The sequence below is a fragment of the Dactylosporangium maewongense genome (assembly GCF_039531485.1).
Taxonomy (GTDB): domain Bacteria; phylum Actinomycetota; class Actinomycetes; order Mycobacteriales; family Micromonosporaceae; genus Dactylosporangium; species Dactylosporangium maewongense.
Genome location: NZ_BAAAQD010000001.1, coordinates 877,087 through 893,116, shown reverse-complemented (window position 1 = coordinate 893,116; position 16,030 = coordinate 877,087). Strand labels below are relative to the sequence as shown.

The 16,030-nt window shown below is 74.5% G+C and carries 17 protein-coding genes; 7 read left to right on the top strand and 10 right to left on the bottom strand.

Annotated features, from left to right (window positions below; all coding sequences use genetic code 11):
• Positions 1-11 precede the first annotated feature (11 nt).
• Together ABD332_RS03965 and ABD332_RS03960 are read left to right on the top strand one after the other, a co-directional pair.
• A complete protein-coding gene (locus tag ABD332_RS03965) occupies positions 12-1,193 on the top strand; it encodes an EI24 domain-containing protein (protein ID WP_344499576.1) in 1,182 nt (393 codons plus the stop codon).
• Positions 1,144-1,587 carry a hypothetical protein gene (locus tag ABD332_RS03960; protein ID WP_344499574.1) on the top strand — a complete coding sequence of 148 codons (444 nt, stop codon included), beginning with the start codon at positions 1,144-1,146 and terminating at the stop codon, positions 1,585-1,587. The genes ABD332_RS03965 and ABD332_RS03960 overlap by 50 nt, the downstream gene beginning before the upstream one ends.
• Before the next feature lie 7 nt (positions 1,588-1,594).
• Here the strand turns inward: ABD332_RS03960 and ABD332_RS03955 are convergent, their stop codons facing one another.
• Both ABD332_RS03955 and ABD332_RS03950 read right to left on the bottom strand, forming a co-directional pair.
• Entirely contained in the window at positions 1,595-2,317 is a 723-nt protein-coding gene (locus tag ABD332_RS03955; protein WP_344499572.1) for a TSUP family transporter, read from the bottom strand.
• A gap of 22 nt (positions 2,318-2,339) precedes the next feature.
• On the bottom strand, positions 2,340-3,059 hold the full coding sequence (locus ABD332_RS03950) for an AraC family transcriptional regulator (protein WP_344499570.1): 720 nt from the start codon (positions 3,057-3,059) through the stop codon (positions 2,340-2,342).
• A gap of 79 nt (positions 3,060-3,138) precedes the next feature.
• Here ABD332_RS03950 and ABD332_RS03945 point away from each other — a divergent pair, with 79 nt between their 5' ends.
• Positions 3,139-3,657: a pyridoxamine 5'-phosphate oxidase family protein gene (locus ABD332_RS03945; RefSeq protein ID WP_344499568.1), complete on the top strand. Its 519-nt coding sequence runs from the start codon at positions 3,139-3,141 to the stop codon at positions 3,655-3,657.
• Here the strand turns inward: ABD332_RS03945 and ABD332_RS03940 are convergent.
• The gene (locus ABD332_RS03940) at positions 3,620-4,420 is read right to left on the bottom strand and encodes an alpha/beta fold hydrolase (protein WP_344499566.1); all 801 of its coding nucleotides are present in this window, start codon (positions 4,418-4,420) and stop codon (positions 3,620-3,622) included. The two genes, ABD332_RS03945 and ABD332_RS03940, sit on opposite strands and share 38 nt — an antisense overlap.
• Positions 4,421-4,443: 23 nt before the next feature.
• Between ABD332_RS03940 and ABD332_RS03935 the strand changes: the two genes are divergently transcribed.
• Together ABD332_RS03935 and ABD332_RS03930 are read left to right on the top strand one after the other, a co-directional pair.
• Positions 4,444-5,799: a serine hydrolase domain-containing protein gene (locus ABD332_RS03935; RefSeq protein ID WP_344499564.1), complete on the top strand. Its 1,356-nt coding sequence runs from the start codon at positions 4,444-4,446 to the stop codon at positions 5,797-5,799.
• A gap of 128 nt (positions 5,800-5,927) precedes the next feature.
• Entirely contained in the window at positions 5,928-6,467 is a 540-nt protein-coding gene (locus ABD332_RS03930; RefSeq protein WP_344499562.1) for a DUF3558 family protein, read from the top strand.
• A 30-nt stretch (positions 6,468-6,497) separates the two neighbouring features.
• Here ABD332_RS03930 and ABD332_RS03925 read toward each other — a convergent pair whose 3' ends face one another.
• The gene (locus tag ABD332_RS03925; RefSeq protein WP_344499560.1) at positions 6,498-6,926 is read right to left on the bottom strand and encodes a YybH family protein; all 429 of its coding nucleotides are present in this window, start codon (positions 6,924-6,926) and stop codon (positions 6,498-6,500) included.
• Between the two features lie 87 nt (positions 6,927-7,013).
• On the opposite strand from ABD332_RS03925, the gene ABD332_RS03920 reads away from it, so the two are divergent.
• Positions 7,014-7,385: a YciI family protein gene (locus tag ABD332_RS03920; protein ID WP_344499558.1), complete on the top strand. Its 372-nt coding sequence runs from the start codon at positions 7,014-7,016 to the stop codon at positions 7,383-7,385.
• Complete coding sequence (locus ABD332_RS03915; RefSeq protein ID WP_344499556.1) at positions 7,373-8,584, top strand: RNA polymerase sigma factor; 1,212 nt, start codon at positions 7,373-7,375, stop codon at positions 8,582-8,584. Before ABD332_RS03920 ends, ABD332_RS03915 begins: the two co-directional genes overlap by 13 nt.
• Before the next feature lie 6 nt (positions 8,585-8,590).
• On the opposite strand, the gene ABD332_RS03910 is transcribed toward ABD332_RS03915, so the two are convergent.
• The 6 genes from ABD332_RS03910 to ABD332_RS03885 all read right to left on the bottom strand — a co-directional run bounded on the left by ABD332_RS03910 (position 8,591) and on the right by ABD332_RS03885 (position 16,025).
• Positions 8,591-9,373, bottom strand: coding sequence for an aminoglycoside phosphotransferase/kinase family protein (locus ABD332_RS03910; RefSeq protein ID WP_344499554.1), 783 nt, complete (start codon positions 9,371-9,373; stop codon positions 8,591-8,593).
• A gap of 44 nt (positions 9,374-9,417) precedes the next feature.
• On the bottom strand, positions 9,418-10,146 hold the full coding sequence (locus tag ABD332_RS03905; RefSeq protein WP_344499551.1) for an FHA domain-containing protein: 729 nt from the start codon (positions 10,144-10,146) through the stop codon (positions 9,418-9,420).
• An 11-nt stretch (positions 10,147-10,157) separates the two neighbouring features.
• Positions 10,158-11,441, bottom strand: coding sequence for a VWA domain-containing protein (locus ABD332_RS03900; RefSeq protein WP_344499549.1), 1,284 nt, complete (start codon positions 11,439-11,441; stop codon positions 10,158-10,160).
• On the bottom strand, positions 11,438-12,226 hold the full coding sequence (locus tag ABD332_RS03895; protein ID WP_344499547.1) for a PP2C family protein-serine/threonine phosphatase: 789 nt from the start codon (positions 12,224-12,226) through the stop codon (positions 11,438-11,440). Before ABD332_RS03895 ends, ABD332_RS03900 begins: the two co-directional genes overlap by 4 nt.
• 467 nt (positions 12,227-12,693) lie before the next feature.
• The gene (locus tag ABD332_RS03890; RefSeq protein WP_344499545.1) at positions 12,694-14,904 is read right to left on the bottom strand and encodes a serine/threonine-protein kinase; all 2,211 of its coding nucleotides are present in this window, start codon (positions 14,902-14,904) and stop codon (positions 12,694-12,696) included.
• Entirely contained in the window at positions 14,901-16,025 is a 1,125-nt protein-coding gene (locus ABD332_RS03885; RefSeq protein ID WP_344499543.1) for a hypothetical protein, read from the bottom strand. Before ABD332_RS03885 ends, ABD332_RS03890 begins: the two co-directional genes overlap by 4 nt.
• Between the last annotated feature and the right edge of the window lie 5 nt (positions 16,026-16,030).

Below are 16,030 nucleotides of genomic sequence, written 5' to 3'. Positions count from 1 at the left end.
GGAGGCACGTCTTGGACGAACAGCTGCGCCCGCCGGCCGCGCCGTACGCGGCGCCCTTCGTGCCCAGCCCTTCGTCGGGCTCGCCGTCGGGCGCCTCGTCGGACCTGGAATCGCCCAGCGGGGTCCGGGGGGACCGGCTCGCCCAGGCCGCGGCGCAGGCCGGGCAGGCCGCTCAGGTCGCCGCCCAGGCGGCGCAGGTCGCGCAGGCCGCGGCGCAGGCGGCCGCCGTCCGGGTCGCCGGCGCCGCCGGGACCGCGACCCGGCACACCGTCGCCGGCGCCAAGCGGGCCGCGAGCAGCGTCGGCCGGTTCTTCATCGGCATCGGCTTCTTCTGGCGCGGGCTCGCGCTCTTCGTCCGCAGCCCCCGGCTGTGGCTGTGGGCGCTGCTGCCGGTCGCGTTGACCGCGGTCTGCCTCCTCGGCGTCGAGAAGGGCGTCTCGATGGTGATCAACGCCGCCGTCGACTGGCTGCTCGGGTTCGTCGCGAGCTGGCCGTCGGCGCTGCGCTGGGCCCTCGGCTGGGTCATGCGGTGGGTGGCCGAGACCGCGTTCCACCTGCTCATCACGGCGCTGACGGTGCCGGTGACGATGTTCTTCGGCGCGTTCTTCCTGCCGTTCATGACCCGCAGCGTGGTCGCTCTGACCGGCGGCGGCGTCACCCCGCCGTCCTGGTGGCGGGCGTCGCTGGTGTGCCTGCGCCAGACCGCCGTCGTGACGGTGGTCCTGCACGTCGGCTGGCTGGTCTTCCTGCCGCTGCTGCTGCTGCCCGGCTTCAACATCGCCGTCGCGTTCGGGGTCGGGCTGTTCTTCAACGGCTTCCTCGTCGGGGTCCTGGTGCTCGCCGTGTCGCTGCACCACCACGGCGTCCACGGCGCGAAGCAGCACCTGCGGTTCGCGTGGCGGCACCGTTCGTACGTCACCGGCTTCGGCATGATGAGCGTGATCGCGCTGATCCTGCCCGTGCTGTCGCTGCGGTTCCTCGTGATCGTGCCGATCCCCGAGATCTTCGCCGCGCCCGGCGCCGTGCTGTACCTGGTCACGGCGCCCGCTGTACTGGTCGGCGCGGTCCTGCTGCACCGCCGGATCCTGGCTTCCGCGACGCCCCCGCAGTGGGTCGATCCGCGCCTGCGGTACGGTCAGCGCCATGTCGGCAGTGGCCACCTTCAACTCCCTCAAGGCAGCTTCGGTCCCTGAGTTCACCCGCGATCCCGCGGCCGTGCTGGAGAAGCTCGGCACGCCGCTGCGCGTGTCCTTCGACTGGTCGGCCTACGTGATCCTGCCGGTGCTGGAGCTGCTCGGCGACCGCGGCATCACCCTGCACACGTCCGAGCACGAGCAGCTGCTCCACGACGTGCCCGAGGACGACGACAAGTTCACCGTCCTGCTGACCCCCGGGCACCGCACCTTCCTGCCGCGCCTCGACCCCGACGCCTTCGGCGACGCGGAGTTCCGCGACCGGTTCGCCGAGGACCGCATCGACATCGACCCCGCCGACGCGGGCGCCGCCGGGCGCGACGTCATCATCCTGCTCCACGACTGCGTCGCGGACGTCGCCGACGACGAGGTCATGGTCATCCGCATCGGCTGAGGTTCGTTCACCAGTACCGCAGCGCGTAGACGACCGTCAGCACGGACCCGCAGGCGATCACGGCCGCCCGCACCGCGCCGGCCCGCATGACTCCGGCGGCGCGCCCGCCGAGCCATCCGCCCGCCAGCGCGCCGGCCAGCATCGCCGCGGTCTCCGGCCACGCGACGATGCCCGTACCGGCGAAGACCACCACCGCCGTGAGGCCGGCCGCCGAGGCGAGGACGTTCTTGCGGGCGTTGACCCGCCGCGCGTCGGCGTCGGTGCCGGCGCCCATCGTGAGCAGCGCGCTGAGGATGACACCGAGGCCCGCGCCGAAGAAGCCGCCGTAGACGCACGCGACCCACAACGACAGGCGGCCCGCCTCCCCGCGGAACCGCAGGCGGGGTGCGGCGGCGAACAGGACGGTGCCGGCGGCGACGAGGACGGGCACCGCCGCCTGGAACTGCCGGGCGGGCAGCGCCAGCAGCAGCAGCGACCCGGCCGCGCCACCGGCGACCGCGACGGCGACCTCACCCCGGAGCCGGCGGTCGGCGGCGGGGCGGCTGTCCCGGTCGGCGACGGCGGCGGCGAGATGGCTGGGCGAGAGCGCCACGGCGTTGGACGCGTTCGCCACGACCGGCGGCAGGCCGACCGCCATGAGCGCCGGGAAGGTCAGCAGCGTCGCCCCGCCGGCCAGCGCGTTGACGACGCCACCCAGCAGTCCCGCCCCCAGCAGCACGATCAGCTCCACGCCGCCGATCCTGGCCGCTTCGTCACCGGCTGTCTGGAACGAAAGTGCGGTAGCGCCCCGGCGTCGTGCCGAACACGGCGCGGAACTGCCGGCCCAGGTGGCTCTGGTCGGCGAACCCGGACCGGGCCGCCGCCTCGGCCGGCGCCATCCCCGCCCGGAGCAGCCGCCGCGCGACGTTCAGCCGGGCTACCACGCGGAACGCGTGCGGCGTCATCCCGGTCTCGCGGGCGAACCGGCGGATCACGGCCTCCCGGGACAGCGTGAACCGCGCGGCGAGCGTCCGCAGGTCGGCGTCCGTGCCCATGACGGCCGCCGCGAGCGCGGTCGGCCGGGCTCTGCGGCTCGGGACCGGCGCCAGTGCCGACACCACTGCCGGCACCGCTGCCAGCACCGCGCGCAGCGCCGCCGCCATCCCCGGTGGCGGCAGCCGCTCGACGCCGGGCGGCACCGGCACGACCACCGGCGCGGCGCCCTCGAACACGCCGGCCGGCAGGTACACGTTGACGCTGTCGTCCCCCGCGGCCATCGGGGCGGCGGCGTGCGCCAGGTACGCCGGGATGACGATCGCGTGCCCGGCCTCCGCCTCAACGGGGCCGGCGGGACCGCCGAACGCCCGCCGCCCCGACGTGACCACCGTGACCTGCACGGCGTCGTGGAAGTGCGCCCCGATCAGCAGCGGCCCGGCCCCGATCGTGCGCGCGACCTCGACGTCCCCGACGCTGCTGTACCGCCACTGCCGCACCGCGCCACCCTACTTGTCGAAACGGCCGGACCGGCTCCGTCCCAGGGGGACGCACGACACCGACGAAGGAGCCACCACCATGCACCCCGCCGAGATCACCGAGATCCTGAACCGGCCGATCAGCCAGGAGCTGCTGGCCCGCGACCTGTGCCGCCTCGCCTACGTCGCCAAGGACGGCACGCCGCGCAGCATCCCGATCGCGTTCACCTGGAACGGCTCGGAGATCGTCATGTGCACCTCGACGAACGCCCCGAAGCTCCACGCGCTGCGCGCCAACCCGATGGTCGCCCTGACCGTCGACACCGAGGTCCACCCGCCGAAGATCCTGCTCGTGCGCGGGCGGGCCGAGCTGGACGTCGTCGACGGCATCCCGGACGAGTACCTGCAGATGAACGGCAGCTACGCGATGACGCCCGAGCAGCGCGTCGAGTGGGAGGCCGAGGTCCGCTCCCTCTACGACGGCATGGTCCGCATCGTCGTCACCCCGACCTGGGCGAAGCTCATCGACTTCGAAACCACCCTGCCGTCCGCCGTCGAGGAGCTGGTCCGCCGGCGCGAGGCTACGCGAGCCGCCGCAGAAACGAGCGCAGCACGGTGAGCCAGGCGTCGGGCTGGTCGAGGTGGACGTCGTGGCCGGCGTCCGGGACGACGACGTGCTCGACGCCGGGGCGCAGGGCCAGCATCCGCTCCACCTCGCCCTCGGGACCGGTGCCGGCCGCGCCGCGGACCAGCAGGGTCGGGGCGGTGACGGCGGCCCAGTCGTCCCAGCGGGCCTCGCCGGCGACGCCCCTGATCGCGGAAGTCATCACCGCGCCGTCGAAGCGGGGCCAGAAGGCGCCGTCGCGTTCTTCGAGGTCGGCGGCCCAGGCCGCGGCGAGGGAACGGCCGCCGAGGAACTCGACCGCGGCCTGCCTGGTCGGGAACGGCACCGGCCACGACGCGAACCACGCCTCCAGGCGGCTCGGGTAGTCGCCGTCGTCGCCGCCGACGCCGCCCTCCAGCATCAGCAGGCCACGGACCCGGTCGGGGTGCCACGCCGCGACGAGCATCGCGGTGTGCGCGCCCATCGACTGGCCGACCAGCACGGCCGGGCCCTGAGCGAAGGCGTCGAGGACCGCGAGGACGTCGTCGACGTAGGCGCGGCGGGACACGTCGGCGGGGTGGCGGGTCGCGTGTCCGTGGCCGCGCTGGTCCGGGACGATCACCGTGTACGAGTCGAGGAGCCCGAGCGCGGTCGGCTCCAGCTCGGCGGCGCTGCCGGCCAGGCCGTGCAGCAGGACCACCGGTGGACCGTCACCGCCGGCGAGGGCGGACAGGGTCACGTCGGCGCGGGGCACGGTCACGCGTCGTAGAGCCGGCATCGTGATCATCGTAGGCTCTCATGGTGACTGCATCCATCGAAGGGTTCCTCGGCGCGGCGGAGCGGCTCGGCGTGCACAGCTTCGTGCTGCTGCGCGGCGGCCGGACCGTCGCGGAGGGCGCGTGGCACCCGTACGAGATCGACCAGCCGCAGACCCTCTACTCGCTGAGCAAGAGCTTCACGTCGACGGCCGTCGGCCTGGCCGTCACCGACGGGCTGCTGTCCGTCGACGACCTGGTCGAGGACCACCTCCCGGGCGAGGACCTGCGCGGCATGCGGGTGCGGCACCTGCTCACGATGACCACCGGGCACGACAGCGAGTCGGGTGACTCGATGGCCGCGGACCCCGACGACGACTGGGTCCGCGGGTTCCTGCGCCACCCGGTCGTGCACGAGCCCGGCACCCAGTTCGTCTACAACAGCGGCGCCACGTATGCGCTGTCGGCCATCGTGCAGCGGCGCACCGGCGAGACCGTGCTGGACTACCTGCGCCCGCGGCTCTTCGAACCGCTCGGCTTCGGGCCCGCCACCTGGGAGACCTGCCCGCGCGGGATCGTCACCGGCGGCTGGGGGCTGACGCTGCGCACCCGCGACCTGGCGGCGTTCGGGCAGCTGTGCCTGCAGCGCGGCCGCTGGCAGGACCGCCAGCTCGTGCCGGCCGAGTGGATCGACGCGGCCACCGCCGAGCAGGTCCCCAACGTGGACCCGACCGGCTCGCAGGAGTCCCTCGACTGGCAGCAGGGTTACGGCTTCCAGTTCTGGCGGTGCCGGCACGACGCGTACCGGGGCGACGGCGCGTTCGGGCAGTTCATCGTGGTCTCGCCGCGGCTGGACACGGTCGTCGCGGTCACCTCCGGCACCACCGACATGCAGGCCGTGCTCGACGCCGTCTTCGCGCACCTGATGGAGGCGCCCGCCGCGGACCTGCCGCCCCTGGCGCTGCCCGCGCTCACCGGCACCGCCGAGCCGCGCGCGGACATTCCGGGCCGCTTCCACACCGCCGACCCACCCGCACCGCCCCGCCGTCACCATCGTCCGGAGATCGACCAGCCTTCCCGGATTGTCGGTTTCGCCGTTGTACGAGCGGCGAACGGCTGGCTCGCGGAGCTGCACGACGAGCACGGCGTCCACCGGTTCGCGTGCGAGCCCGGCCGCTGGACCTCGTCGACCATGACCACCTCGGACGGCGTGGTCAACCCGATCGCCACCACGGGTGCCTGGCGCGGGCCCACCACGTTCGAGCTGCGGGTCTGCCACACCGGGGATCCGGCGACCCGCTCGTACACCGTGGAATTCGACGACACGGGCGCCACCATCGCCCCAGTGGACTCGGTCGGCTTCGAGTTCACCGAGCACCCGGTGGTGCGCGCCAGGTCGTGAAGGTCCCGGAAAAGTGCCAGGTGGCTCCGATGCGGGGGCGGCGCGATCGTTGATCCGTCAGGGTCAGGTGCAACCGATAGCGCCGCCCCTTCTCGTCGTTCCTTCGCGTCGTCCCCTGAGGAGCCGTCATGCGCCGCCTTGCCGTCACCGCCGCCACCGCCCTGCTGACCGCCGCGACCCTGACGGGGTGCGGCGTCCTCGACAAGGCCACCGACACCCCGACCCCCACCGGCGGCGCGGCCGCCGCCGCGTCGAGCGCCCCCACCCCCACCTCCACCCCCACCAAGTCGGCCGCCGTCGTCAACCTGCCCGACATCTGCACCCTGCTGACGAAGGCCGACGTCAACCGGCTCACCGGCCAGCGGGTCACGCTCATGACCAACGAGGGCGGCGCGACCTCCGGCGCCCGCTACTGCCAGTGGCAGCTCAGCTCCGGCCAGCTCGACGTGACCGTCAACATCGAGACCCGCGACCAGTTCGACGTGCAGAACAAGGACGCCAAGCAGGTCGACGGCATCGGTGAGGCCGCCTACTCCCTCGCCGGCCACCTGTACGTCTACGCCGACGGCAAGGTCGTCGACGTCTACGCCACCTCCGCCTCCACCGACGCCGCCAACCTCAAGGTCGAGCAGCGCACCGCCGAGGCCGTCCTGCCGAAGCTGGCCTGATCCCCAGGGCTCCCCAGGGTCCCCGCCGGCTCAGTCGGTGGGGGTCAGCCCGGTCGAGGCGCGGAACGAGCCGTCCATCTCGAACGGCACCGACTCGTGCTCGTGCGTCACCAGCCAGCGCCCGTCGATGCGGCGCAGCCCCAGCGTCACCCGGAACCACAGGCTGAAGCTCTCCGTCGAGCCGCGCGGCACGGCGGTCAGGCGGTCGAGGCTGGTCGCGAACGCCACGTCGCCGTCCGTGGTGATCTCCAGCCGGGTGACCTCGCGGCGCGGTGGCGCCTCGAAGGTGGCCATCCAGGCCTCCACCACGGCCGGGTCGCGGCCGTCGCCGGGCTGGCGCAGGGGCGGGGCCAGGCTGAACTCGACGTAGCCGGGCGCGTAGTGCGACAGGATGGCCTTGGCGTCACCTGTCCGCAGCAGCGCGGCCTTGCCCTCGATGACTTCCCGGATCTCGTCCATGACGGGTCCTACCTTTCTCTCTTTCCCGGGATGTCGAAGCCGGGCCGGCCGGTTTCGACATCCCGGTGAGAGCGAAGGGGAGAAACCATGAAGTACATGATCCTGATCCAGTCGAACCCGCAGTCCCTCGCGGTCTGGGAGACGCTGACCGACCAGCAGCGGACCGACCTCGGCCTGGGTCACCTGCGGCTGACCGAGGAGATGCGCGAGGCCGGCGTGCTGGTGGTCAGCGAAGGGCTGGGCGACCCGGCCCTCGCCACCCAGGTCTCGGTGCGCGACGGCAGGACGATCACCTCCGACGGCCCGTACGCCGAGGTCAAGGAGCACCTGGCCGGCTTCTACCTGATCGACGTCGCGAACCTCGACGAGGCGGTCGCCTGGGCCGCGAAGGCGCCGGACGCCGCGTACACCCGCGTCGAGGTGCGCCCTGTCCTCGACATGAGCGAATGGGAGCTGTGACCGGGCTGCCGGACCTGTTACGCGAATGCGCGCCGCAGGTCCTGGCCGCCGTGGTGCGCCGCTACGGCGACTTCGAGGCCTGCGAGGACGCGGTGCAGGAGGCGCTGATCGCGGCCGCCGGGCAGTGGCCGGAGACCGGCGTGCCGGAGCATCCGCGAAACTGGCTGATCACCGTGGCGAGCCGCCGGCGGGTGGAGCTGCTGCGCAACGAGACGGCCCGCCGGCGCCGCGAGGATGCGGTCCAGCACGAGCCCGAGCCGCAGGTCCGCGGCGACGACGAGCTGGCGTTGCTGCTGCTCTGCTGCCATCCCGCGCTCAGCGTGCCGGCGCAGGTCACGCTCACCCTGCGGGCGGTCGGCGGGCTCAGCACCGCGGAGATCGCCCGGGCGCTGCTGCTGCCGGAGGCCACCGTCGGCCAGCGGATCAGCCGGGCCAAGCAGCGGATCCGCGACACCGGCACCCGGTTCGAGCTGCCCGAGCCGGGCGAGCTCGGCAAGCGCCTCACCGCGGTCCGTCACGTGCTCTACCTGATCTTCAACGAGGGCTACACCGCCAGCTCAGGCGACGCCCTGAACCGGGTCGAGCTGACCCGGGAGGCGGTCCGGCTGACCAGGCAGCTGCACCGGCGCCTGCCGGACGACGGCGAGGTGGCCGGGCTGCTCGCGTTGATGCTGCTCACCGACGCGCGCCGGCCTGCGCGGACCGGACCGGACGGCACCCTGGTCCCGCTCGCCGAGCAGGACCGGCGCCGCTGGGACGCGGCCGCGATCGCCGAGGGCGTCGCGATCATCACCCGCACGCTGGCGCGGGCCCCGATCGGCCCGTTTCAGCTGCAGGCCGCGATCGCGGCGGTGCACGACGAGGCGGCGCGGGCCGAGGACACCGACTGGCCGCAGATCGTCGCCCTGTACGGGCTGCTGCACGCCCTCGCCCCGAGCCCGATGGTCACGCTGAACCGGATCGTGGCGCTCGCCATGGTCGACGGCCCGGCGGCCGGGCTCGCCGCGCTGGACCGGGTCGCCGGGGAGCCGGTGCTGGCCCGGCACCACCGGACGGCGGCGGTGCGGGCCCACCTGCTGGACCTGGCCGGCGACCGGGCCGGGGCGCGGGAGCAGTACCGGCTGGCGGCACGGCGCACGCTCAGCCGGCCCGAGCAGCGCTACCTGGAGTCGCGGGCCGCCCGGCTCCTCCTCGGCTGACGGCCGTCAGCGGCCCGGGCGCTGCCAGAAGTCGTCGGGCAGGGCGGCGGTCTCGGCGCCGGAGCGTTCCAGGTCGGCGGCCCAGGGAAGCATCGCCTGGAAGGGCGGGGCGCCGGTGGCGGCGAGCTCACGGATCACCGCGACGTTGCGGGCGACGCGGTTGAGGATCGCGCTGCGGATCGGGGAACGGTCGGCGGGGTACCCGTACGCGTCGAGAAGCAGGTGGAAGCGGTGGCGGCGGTCGGGTGGCGTGGGGAAGCCGACCTCTTCGGTGAGGTCCGCCGGGAACAGGGGGACCCAGGTCAAAGCGGAGAAGGCGAGGTCGTCCTCGGCCTGGCAGGGGCTGGCGGTGTCCCAGTCGACGAACCCCGCCAGGGTGTCGCCGGACCAGACGACATTCCACGGCGACGCGTCCAGGTGGCCGATCAGGAGGTCCGGCTGCCAGGGGCGGCCGGTGAACCAGACGGCGTCGGCGGGCGGGCGGAACGCCGCCGTCACCGTGTGCAGCTGCCGGAGCCACCCGCCCACCTGGCGGAGGGCTTCGTCGGAGCGCAGCCAGGCCGGCCACGGGCGGGGGTCGCCCAGGGTCTCGCCGGGCAGGAACGTCAGGCGTTCGCGGCCCTGGTCGTCGAGGCCGAGGGTGCGTGGCGCACCGGCGAAGCCCGCGTCCTCCAGATGCCGCAGCACCGTCTGTACGGTCGCCGTCCATGGCTGGGCGGGGCGGCGGACCTCGTCGCCGACGCGGACGGCGCCGAAGCTGCGCCCGCCGGGGAGCCGGTGTTCGGTCATCCGCCCGTTCTACCGCGCCCGGGACGGCCGCGGCGACCGAATAATCACGGCAGCGGGGTCGCGTGCAGGGTGATCCTGGTGAACGAGCCGACGTGGATGTGGTCGCCGGCGGCGAGCGGCACCGGTTGCTCAGGCTGGATCGGGTCGTCGGCGCCGTTGACGAACGTGCAGTTGGCCGAGCGCAGGTCGACCACCGCCCAGGTGCCGCCGGGCTGGGAGACGAGCAGGGCGTGCAGGTGGGAGACGGCGACGTCCTCGGGCGGGCCGGCGAGGTCGATGTCGGGGTAGCTGCCGCGGGAGCGGCTGCGGCGGCCGATGAGGACCTGGTCGCCGGTGAGGGGGAAGCGGCGGTCGGGGCAGAAGCGGGGGTAGGCGATGGTCGGGTCGGCGCCGTTCCAGGCCTGGACGCGGTCGAAGTGGGCGCGGTCGGCGGAGACCACCACGTGCCAGCCCGCCGGCTCCGGCGCCTCCGCCTCCGGGACCTCCGCCGGCGCCGCCTCCTCCCGCGGTGCCGTCTCCTCCCGCGGTGCCGTCTCCTCCCGCGGGGCCGCCTCCTCCCGCGGCGGGGCGGTGGACGGGACCGCCAGGGTGTCGTAGCCGTCGACCTCGCAGAAGCGGCCGGTCAGCGGCGTGCCGCACTCGGGGCACGCCGCCGGCCGCCGCGGCGAATCCACCGCGGGCGACGGGGGCGACGCGGGCGGGTCCATGGCGGCGCCGCACTCGTCGCAGTAGTCGGTCGTCTCCGACTCGTGTCCCTTCGGGCAGACGGCCACGGTGGTCTCCTTCAGTTCGGGCGGACGCGCGTCGTCTTGCGGGACCCGAGCGACGCGATCTCCGCGTCGATGTCGACGTCCTTGTTCTCGGACCGGCGCTTCAGCTGCACGGTGCCCGTCACGGCGTCCTGGACCTCGACGACCCGGGCGAGCAGCTGCACGGTGTCGGAGCGGCCGGACTCGGTGGCCAGCTGGACGGCGCGGCCGAGGCGCGCAGTGGCGGTGACGGTGTCGCCGGCCTCGCGGGCCGCCAGACCCTCCTGGATCGCGGCGGCCAGCTCGGCGGCGCCGGAGTAGTGCGCGACGCGGCGGTTGAGGCGGGTCGACTTCTCGTCCTCGTCGGTCCAGACCGCGCGGACGAGGCCCTTGGCGAGGACCTCTTCCCCGCGCACCACGCTGACCCGGGCGGCGAGCTTCTCCTCGCCGAGCACACCGATCGTGCCGGGGTCCAGCTCGACGGAGAGGTGGTAGTCGCGGCTCTCCGCGCCCCACGCGCCGATCGGGTAGTCGCCGACGCGGGCGCTGACGTCGGTACGCCGGCCGGTGAGGTCGAGGATCTCCGGGTGGACCTGTTTGACGAAGCGGACCGTGGCGCCGGCGGGGGTCCACAGGCGCAGCGTCACACCGGCGACGGTCTTGCCCATCGCCGCCTCGATCATCGCGCGGAAGTCGGCCTCGAGGCCCGCCGGGTCCTTCATGCCGTCGGCGGTGCCGAGCAGCGCGTCGGCGACCTTGATGAGCTCGGCGGCGCTCCAGTTCTGCCCGACGCCGCGGCTGTCACAGACGAACAGGCCCTTGCACTGCTCCAGTGCCGCGTCGAACGTGCGGGCCGACTCGCCGTTGCGGCCGTCGGTGAGCAGGATCGCGTGGCGGATCTCGGCGCGGTCGGCGAGGAACAGCTCGCGGGCCAGGGTGAGCCAGGTGCCGATCTGGGTGCCGCCGCCGGCCTTCAGGTGCTTGATCGCGCCCTTCGCCGCGGCGCGGGTGGCGGGCCCGGCGACGGCGAGGGTCTGCTGGTCCGGGTACACCATCTGCGCCCAGTCGGTGCCCGCGACGACCGCGAACGCCACCCCGTCGCGCAGCGTGTCGACGGCGACCGCGGCGGCCTTGCGCGCCTGCACGAGCCGCTCCCCGCTCATCGACCCGGAGCAGTCAATCATGATCACCTCGGCGGCGGGGGCACCGGAAGCCACCCCCAGACCGCCGCCGACCGTGACGGTGACGACCGCGTCGGCGACGGTGGCCCCGACCGGCAGGTACTCGTTCTGGAAGACTTCCGCGACGACGTCGGTCATGGCTGGGCCTCTCCTCGGTCTGCTGAGTGGATCGGGACGGCGGCGACGGTGATGTTGTCCGCGCCGCCGGCGTCGCGCGCGAAGGAGGTCAGGGTGCGCGCCACCTCCCTGGCGCCGATCGTGCCGTCGATGGCGTCGGTCCAGGTGGTGTACCGGGTGAGCCCGTCACTGGCGAGCAGCAGCACGCCTCCCGCCTCCGGCCGCAGGGTGACCAGGTGCGGGTCCCCGGCGGGCGCGTCGGCACCCAGCCAGCGGGTGAGCGCCGCCGCCTGCGCCGACAGCCTCAGCGCCGCGGCGTCCACACCCGCGGCGGCGAGCTGCCCTGCGAGCGAGTCGTCGACCGTGAGGCAGCGGGCGCCGCCGTCCGCGTCGAGCCAGTACGCGCGGCTGTCCCCGACCCACCCGACGGTCACCTGCCCGTCCTCGACGACGGCCGCGAGGAACGTGCAGGCCGGCGCGTCTACGGACGCCGCCGCGAGCTGTGCGACGGCGTCGGACGCCGCCCGGTACGCCCCGGCGATGTCCCCACCACCGACGAGCACCCCGATCGCCTCGACGACGGCGGTGGTCGCCGCGGTGTCGGAGTCGGGCGAGCTGGAGACCCCGTCACAGACGACGACGGCCCGCCGCCCGCCGGCGACCCCGATCGCGTACGCGTCCTCGTTGCGCCCCTTGCGCAACCCCCGATCCGTGACGGCCGCGACCCCGGGCAGTTCGTCCTCGGCGTGGTCGAGGCCGACCGTCCGCCGCGCCCCGCAGGCGTCGCAGTAGCCGTCATCACCCACCACTCCCCCGCACGCACCACAGGGCCCGTCCCCGGCCTTCGACGACCGCCAGACACCCCCGGCCGCCGCCCCACCCATACGCCGATCAATGTGACCCGCGTCCAATTGACCAGCGTCTGCGTGGGAGGCGCCCAGGGCCGGTTCAGACCGCTGCCCAGACATACGCCGATCAATGTGACCCGCGTCCAATTGACCAGCGTCTGCGTGGGAGGCGCCCAGGGCCGGTTCAGACCGCTGCCCAGACATGCGCTGATCAATGTGCTGTAGATCAAATTGACCAGCGTCTGTGGGGGTGGCGGCAGAATCAGCCAGCGCATCCGATCGGCCAGCGTCCGTGGGAGTGGCGGCAGGAGCAGCCGACGCATCCGGTTGGGCGGCGTCCGCGGCGGCGGTCAGCGGAGTGCCGCAGGATTCGCAGAAGCGGTCGCCGGCGGCGGTGGGCGTGGCGCACGACGGGCAGGGGGCGGTCACAGCCACGTCCGGGGGCGGACGCGGTTGGCCTGGTCGACGAGGTCGATGCGGGTATCCCGGTCGGGGGCGACCTTCGCCAGGACGCGGAAGGCGCGCTCCAAGCCCAGGCGCAGGTCCCGCTCCGACAGCCGGTGGGTCAGCACGGCAGCGGTGCCCGCGTTGCCGGCCTGGACCCAGGTGAGCGCGGCGCGCAGCGCCTCGACGGTGAGGCGGGCGCGGCGCTCGACGTCGAGGCCGAGGCGTTCGACCCGGCCCGAGACGTCGAGCAGGTCGGCCTCCGCGAGCCGGTCGGCCGGGGCGGCGAGGCGTGCCCGGACCGCGGCGACCTGTGCCGGCACGCTGTGGCTGGAGCTGTCGGGGACCGCGTCGAGGATCGCGACCGCGCCCGCCAGGTCGTCGCGGTCGGCGAGGATCCGGGCGACCCCGAACGCGGCGCTGACGAAGGCGTGGTCGGTGCGCCAGACCGCCGCGTACAGCCGCAGGGCGGTGTCGGTGTCGCCGCCGGCCTCCGCGGCGGCGGCGAGCGCCAGCTGCGGGGCGAGCTCGCCGGGCAGCGCGGCGTAGACGGCGTCGAACGCGGCCCTGGCGTCCGCGGGACGGCCGCCGGCGAGGGCGGCCATGCCGCGGTACCAGTCGACCCGCCAGTCGGCGTCGGTGATCGCGTCGGTGATCGTGTCAAGGTCGGCGGCGGCCCCGGCGAGGTCGCCGGCGGCGATGCGGGCGCGGACCACGGCGAGGGCGACCTCGACCCCGTCGGCGCCGGCGGAGGCCAGGGCCGCCTGCAGCATCTCGGGATCGGCGGTCTGCATCGTGGCGAGCAGCGCCGCCCCCGGGTCGGCGGGGTCGACGGTCGGGACGGGCAGGGCCGCGACGACCTCGGCGCCGTCGAGCCCGTCGCCGGACGTCGAGACCGCCGTGACGACGCCCGCCGCGGTGCCGAAGGCCTTGCGTTCGCCGGTGAACTGGCTCGACACCGCCGGGCGGGGCTGGCCGTCGGCGGCGCTGAGGACCTGGCGCAGGACGCCGGTGAGCTGCTCGGCCATCTCCGCTGCGGAGCCGAAACGGCGGCCCGGCTCGGGGTCCGTGGCGCGCAGCAGCAGCCGGTGATACGACTCCTGCTGCGACAGCAACGGCACCGTCGCCGGGTCGGGGAGGCGGTCGACGAACGTGGTGGTGAAGCCGCGGAAGTCGAAGCTGAGCACCGCCATCGCCCGGGCCACGGTGTAGAGGTCGGAGGCGACGGACGGGCCCGCGGTGGCGACCTCCGGCGCCTGGTAGCCGACCGTGCCCCACACGGCGCTGACGTCGTCGTCGACGCGTCGCACGGCGCCGAGGTCGACGAGCTTGACCCGCTGGTCGGTGTGCAGCGCGTTGTCGGGCTTGAAGTCGCAGTACAGCAGCTCCCGCTCGTGCAGGTAACCCAGCGCCGGCAGGATCTCGCATGCGTAGGCGATGACCTGCGGCAGCGGCAGCGGCTGGCGGACCCCGCCGGTCACCGGGCGGGCGAGGAAGATGTCGCGCAGCGAGAGGCCGCCGACGTACTCCATGACGATGTAGCCGACGCGGTCGCCGCTGCGCGGGTCGGGGTGCGACGCGAAGTCGTAGATCTTCACGATCGACGGATGGTCGACCTCGACCAGGAAGCGGCGTTCGGTGATCGCGGCCGCGGTGGCGTCGGGGTCGCCGGAGTCGATGAGGCCCTTCAGCACGACCCAGCGGTCGCTGACCTCGTCGCCGACGTTGCGGTCGCGGGCGAGGTAGATCCAGCCGAGGCCGCCGTACGCGATGGCGCCGAGCACCTCGTAGCGGCCCGCGACGACCGCGCCCGGCGGGAGCGACGGCCGGAAGCTGTACTGGGTGCGACAGTTCGTGCAGAAGCCTTCGACGAGGCCGGGCCGGTCGCCGCGGGCGCGGCCGACGGGCTGCTCGCAGTTGCCGCAGAACCGGCGGTGCTCCGGCACCTGCGGGTCGGGCAGCACCGCGGCGGCGGGGTCGCGGCGCGGCACGACGGGCAGCGCGGCCAGCACGGGCGCGCCCCGCCCGCGGCCGGTCGTGCGGCCCGACGACGAGCTCGGCGCGGAAGGCGTCGAGGCCTCTGTGACGGGAGCTGTGACGGGAGCCGTGACACCGGCCTGCTTGTGGCCGCACTCGTCGCAGTAGGCGTCCTCGTCGTACGAGCCCGGGCAGCCGGCACGCGTACACCTCATGTCGTGGTCCCTTCGGTGGACAGCGCTTGCTGGTAGGCGAACACGGCCCTGGTCGCCGCCCGCAGGTCGCAGGGCGCGGTCCACAGCAGGTCGCGGGCGGCCTGATACCGCGACATCAGCGCGGGGTCCTCGACGCGGTCGAGGCGGACCGCCTTCGCCCGGTACGCCTCGAGCCGGCCGCGGAGCTCGAGGCGCCGGTCGAGCAGGCCGGTCGCCGCGGTGGCCCGGTCCTCGGCGGCGGTGACGGCGGCGGTCAGGTCGCGGTCGAGGGCGGTGAGCCGCCGGTCGAGGGCCGGCCAGCCGTCCAGGTCGAGCGCGTCGGTGGCGCGGACGGCGGCGGCGACCTCGCCGGCGAACCGGTCGTGGACGTCCGGCGGGTCCGGCAGGCCGGGGTCGGCGATCTTCTCGGCCGCGGCCGCGTACGCCTGGCGCGCCCGCTGCTCGGCGGCGGTGAGCGCGTCCAGGAGCGTGTCGAGCCGGGTCAGCCGGGCCGGCAGCGCGGTGCGCAGCGCGGCGAGGTCGGCGAGCCGCCGGACCACGGCGGTGAGGTCGTCGCGCAGCGCCGTCCAGGCCGGCTCGTCGATCGTGAGCGGGTCGCCGAGCGCGGCGCCGTACACCTGCCGCAGCCGCTGCTGGAGCGGTCCGGTGGTCGGGGTGTGGTCGGCGCCGACCCGATGGTGCGCGGCGACGGCCGCCTCGAGGGCCGTGTCGAGCTCGATGATCCGGCCGGTGAGCGCCGTGCGGGCCGCCTCGATGCGGTCGAGCACCGCGACCGTCCCGGCACACCGCTGTTCGAGGTCGGCGAGGAGGGCGGCCGGCGGCAGTGAGGGCAGGCCGTCGAGCGGGTCGGTGGCGACGGGTGTGGTGAGGATGCGGGCGGTGGCGACGTCGCGGGAGCGCCCCTTGAGCGCCCGCAGCTGCTCCAGGACGTCGCGGACGGCGACGAACCCGGACCACAGCCGGGCGACGTCGGCGCCGGGCCACGCGGCGGCGGTGGCGCCGTGCAACGGCACGTCGCGCAGCACCTGCGCCGGGTGGGTGTCCACGGTGTACAGCGCGGCCGCGAGCCGGTCGTGCGCGGCAGTCAGGTCGGCGACGGCGCGGTCGGTGGCGGTGACCATGGTCG

Coding starts and splice junctions, on each gene's coding strand:
- ABD332_RS03960 (WP_344499574.1), top strand. CDS start 1,144: ATGTCGGCAGTGGCCACCTTCAACTCCCTCAAGGCAGCTTCGGTCCCT.
- ABD332_RS03945 (WP_344499568.1), top strand. CDS start 3,139: ATGCACCCCGCCGAGATCACCGAGATCCTGAACCGGCCGATCAGCCAG.
- ABD332_RS03940 (WP_344499566.1), bottom strand. CDS start 4,420: ATGCCGGCTCTACGACGCGTGACCGTGCCCCGCGCCGACGTGACCCTG.
- ABD332_RS03930 (WP_344499562.1), top strand. CDS start 5,928: ATGCGCCGCCTTGCCGTCACCGCCGCCACCGCCCTGCTGACCGCCGCG.
- ABD332_RS03925 (WP_344499560.1), bottom strand. CDS start 6,926: ATGGACGAGATCCGGGAAGTCATCGAGGGCAAGGCCGCGCTGCTGCGG.
- ABD332_RS03920 (WP_344499558.1), top strand. CDS start 7,014: ATGAAGTACATGATCCTGATCCAGTCGAACCCGCAGTCCCTCGCGGTC.
- ABD332_RS03915 (WP_344499556.1), top strand. CDS start 7,373: ATGGGAGCTGTGACCGGGCTGCCGGACCTGTTACGCGAATGCGCGCCG.
- ABD332_RS03910 (WP_344499554.1), bottom strand. CDS start 9,373: ATGACCGAACACCGGCTCCCCGGCGGGCGCAGCTTCGGCGCCGTCCGC.
- ABD332_RS03900 (WP_344499549.1), bottom strand. CDS start 11,441: ATGACCGACGTCGTCGCGGAAGTCTTCCAGAACGAGTACCTGCCGGTC.
- ABD332_RS03890 (WP_344499545.1), bottom strand. CDS start 14,904: ATGAGGTGTACGCGTGCCGGCTGCCCGGGCTCGTACGACGAGGACGCC.
- ABD332_RS03885 (WP_344499543.1), bottom strand. CDS start 16,025: ATGGTCACCGCCACCGACCGCGCCGTCGCCGACCTGACTGCCGCGCAC.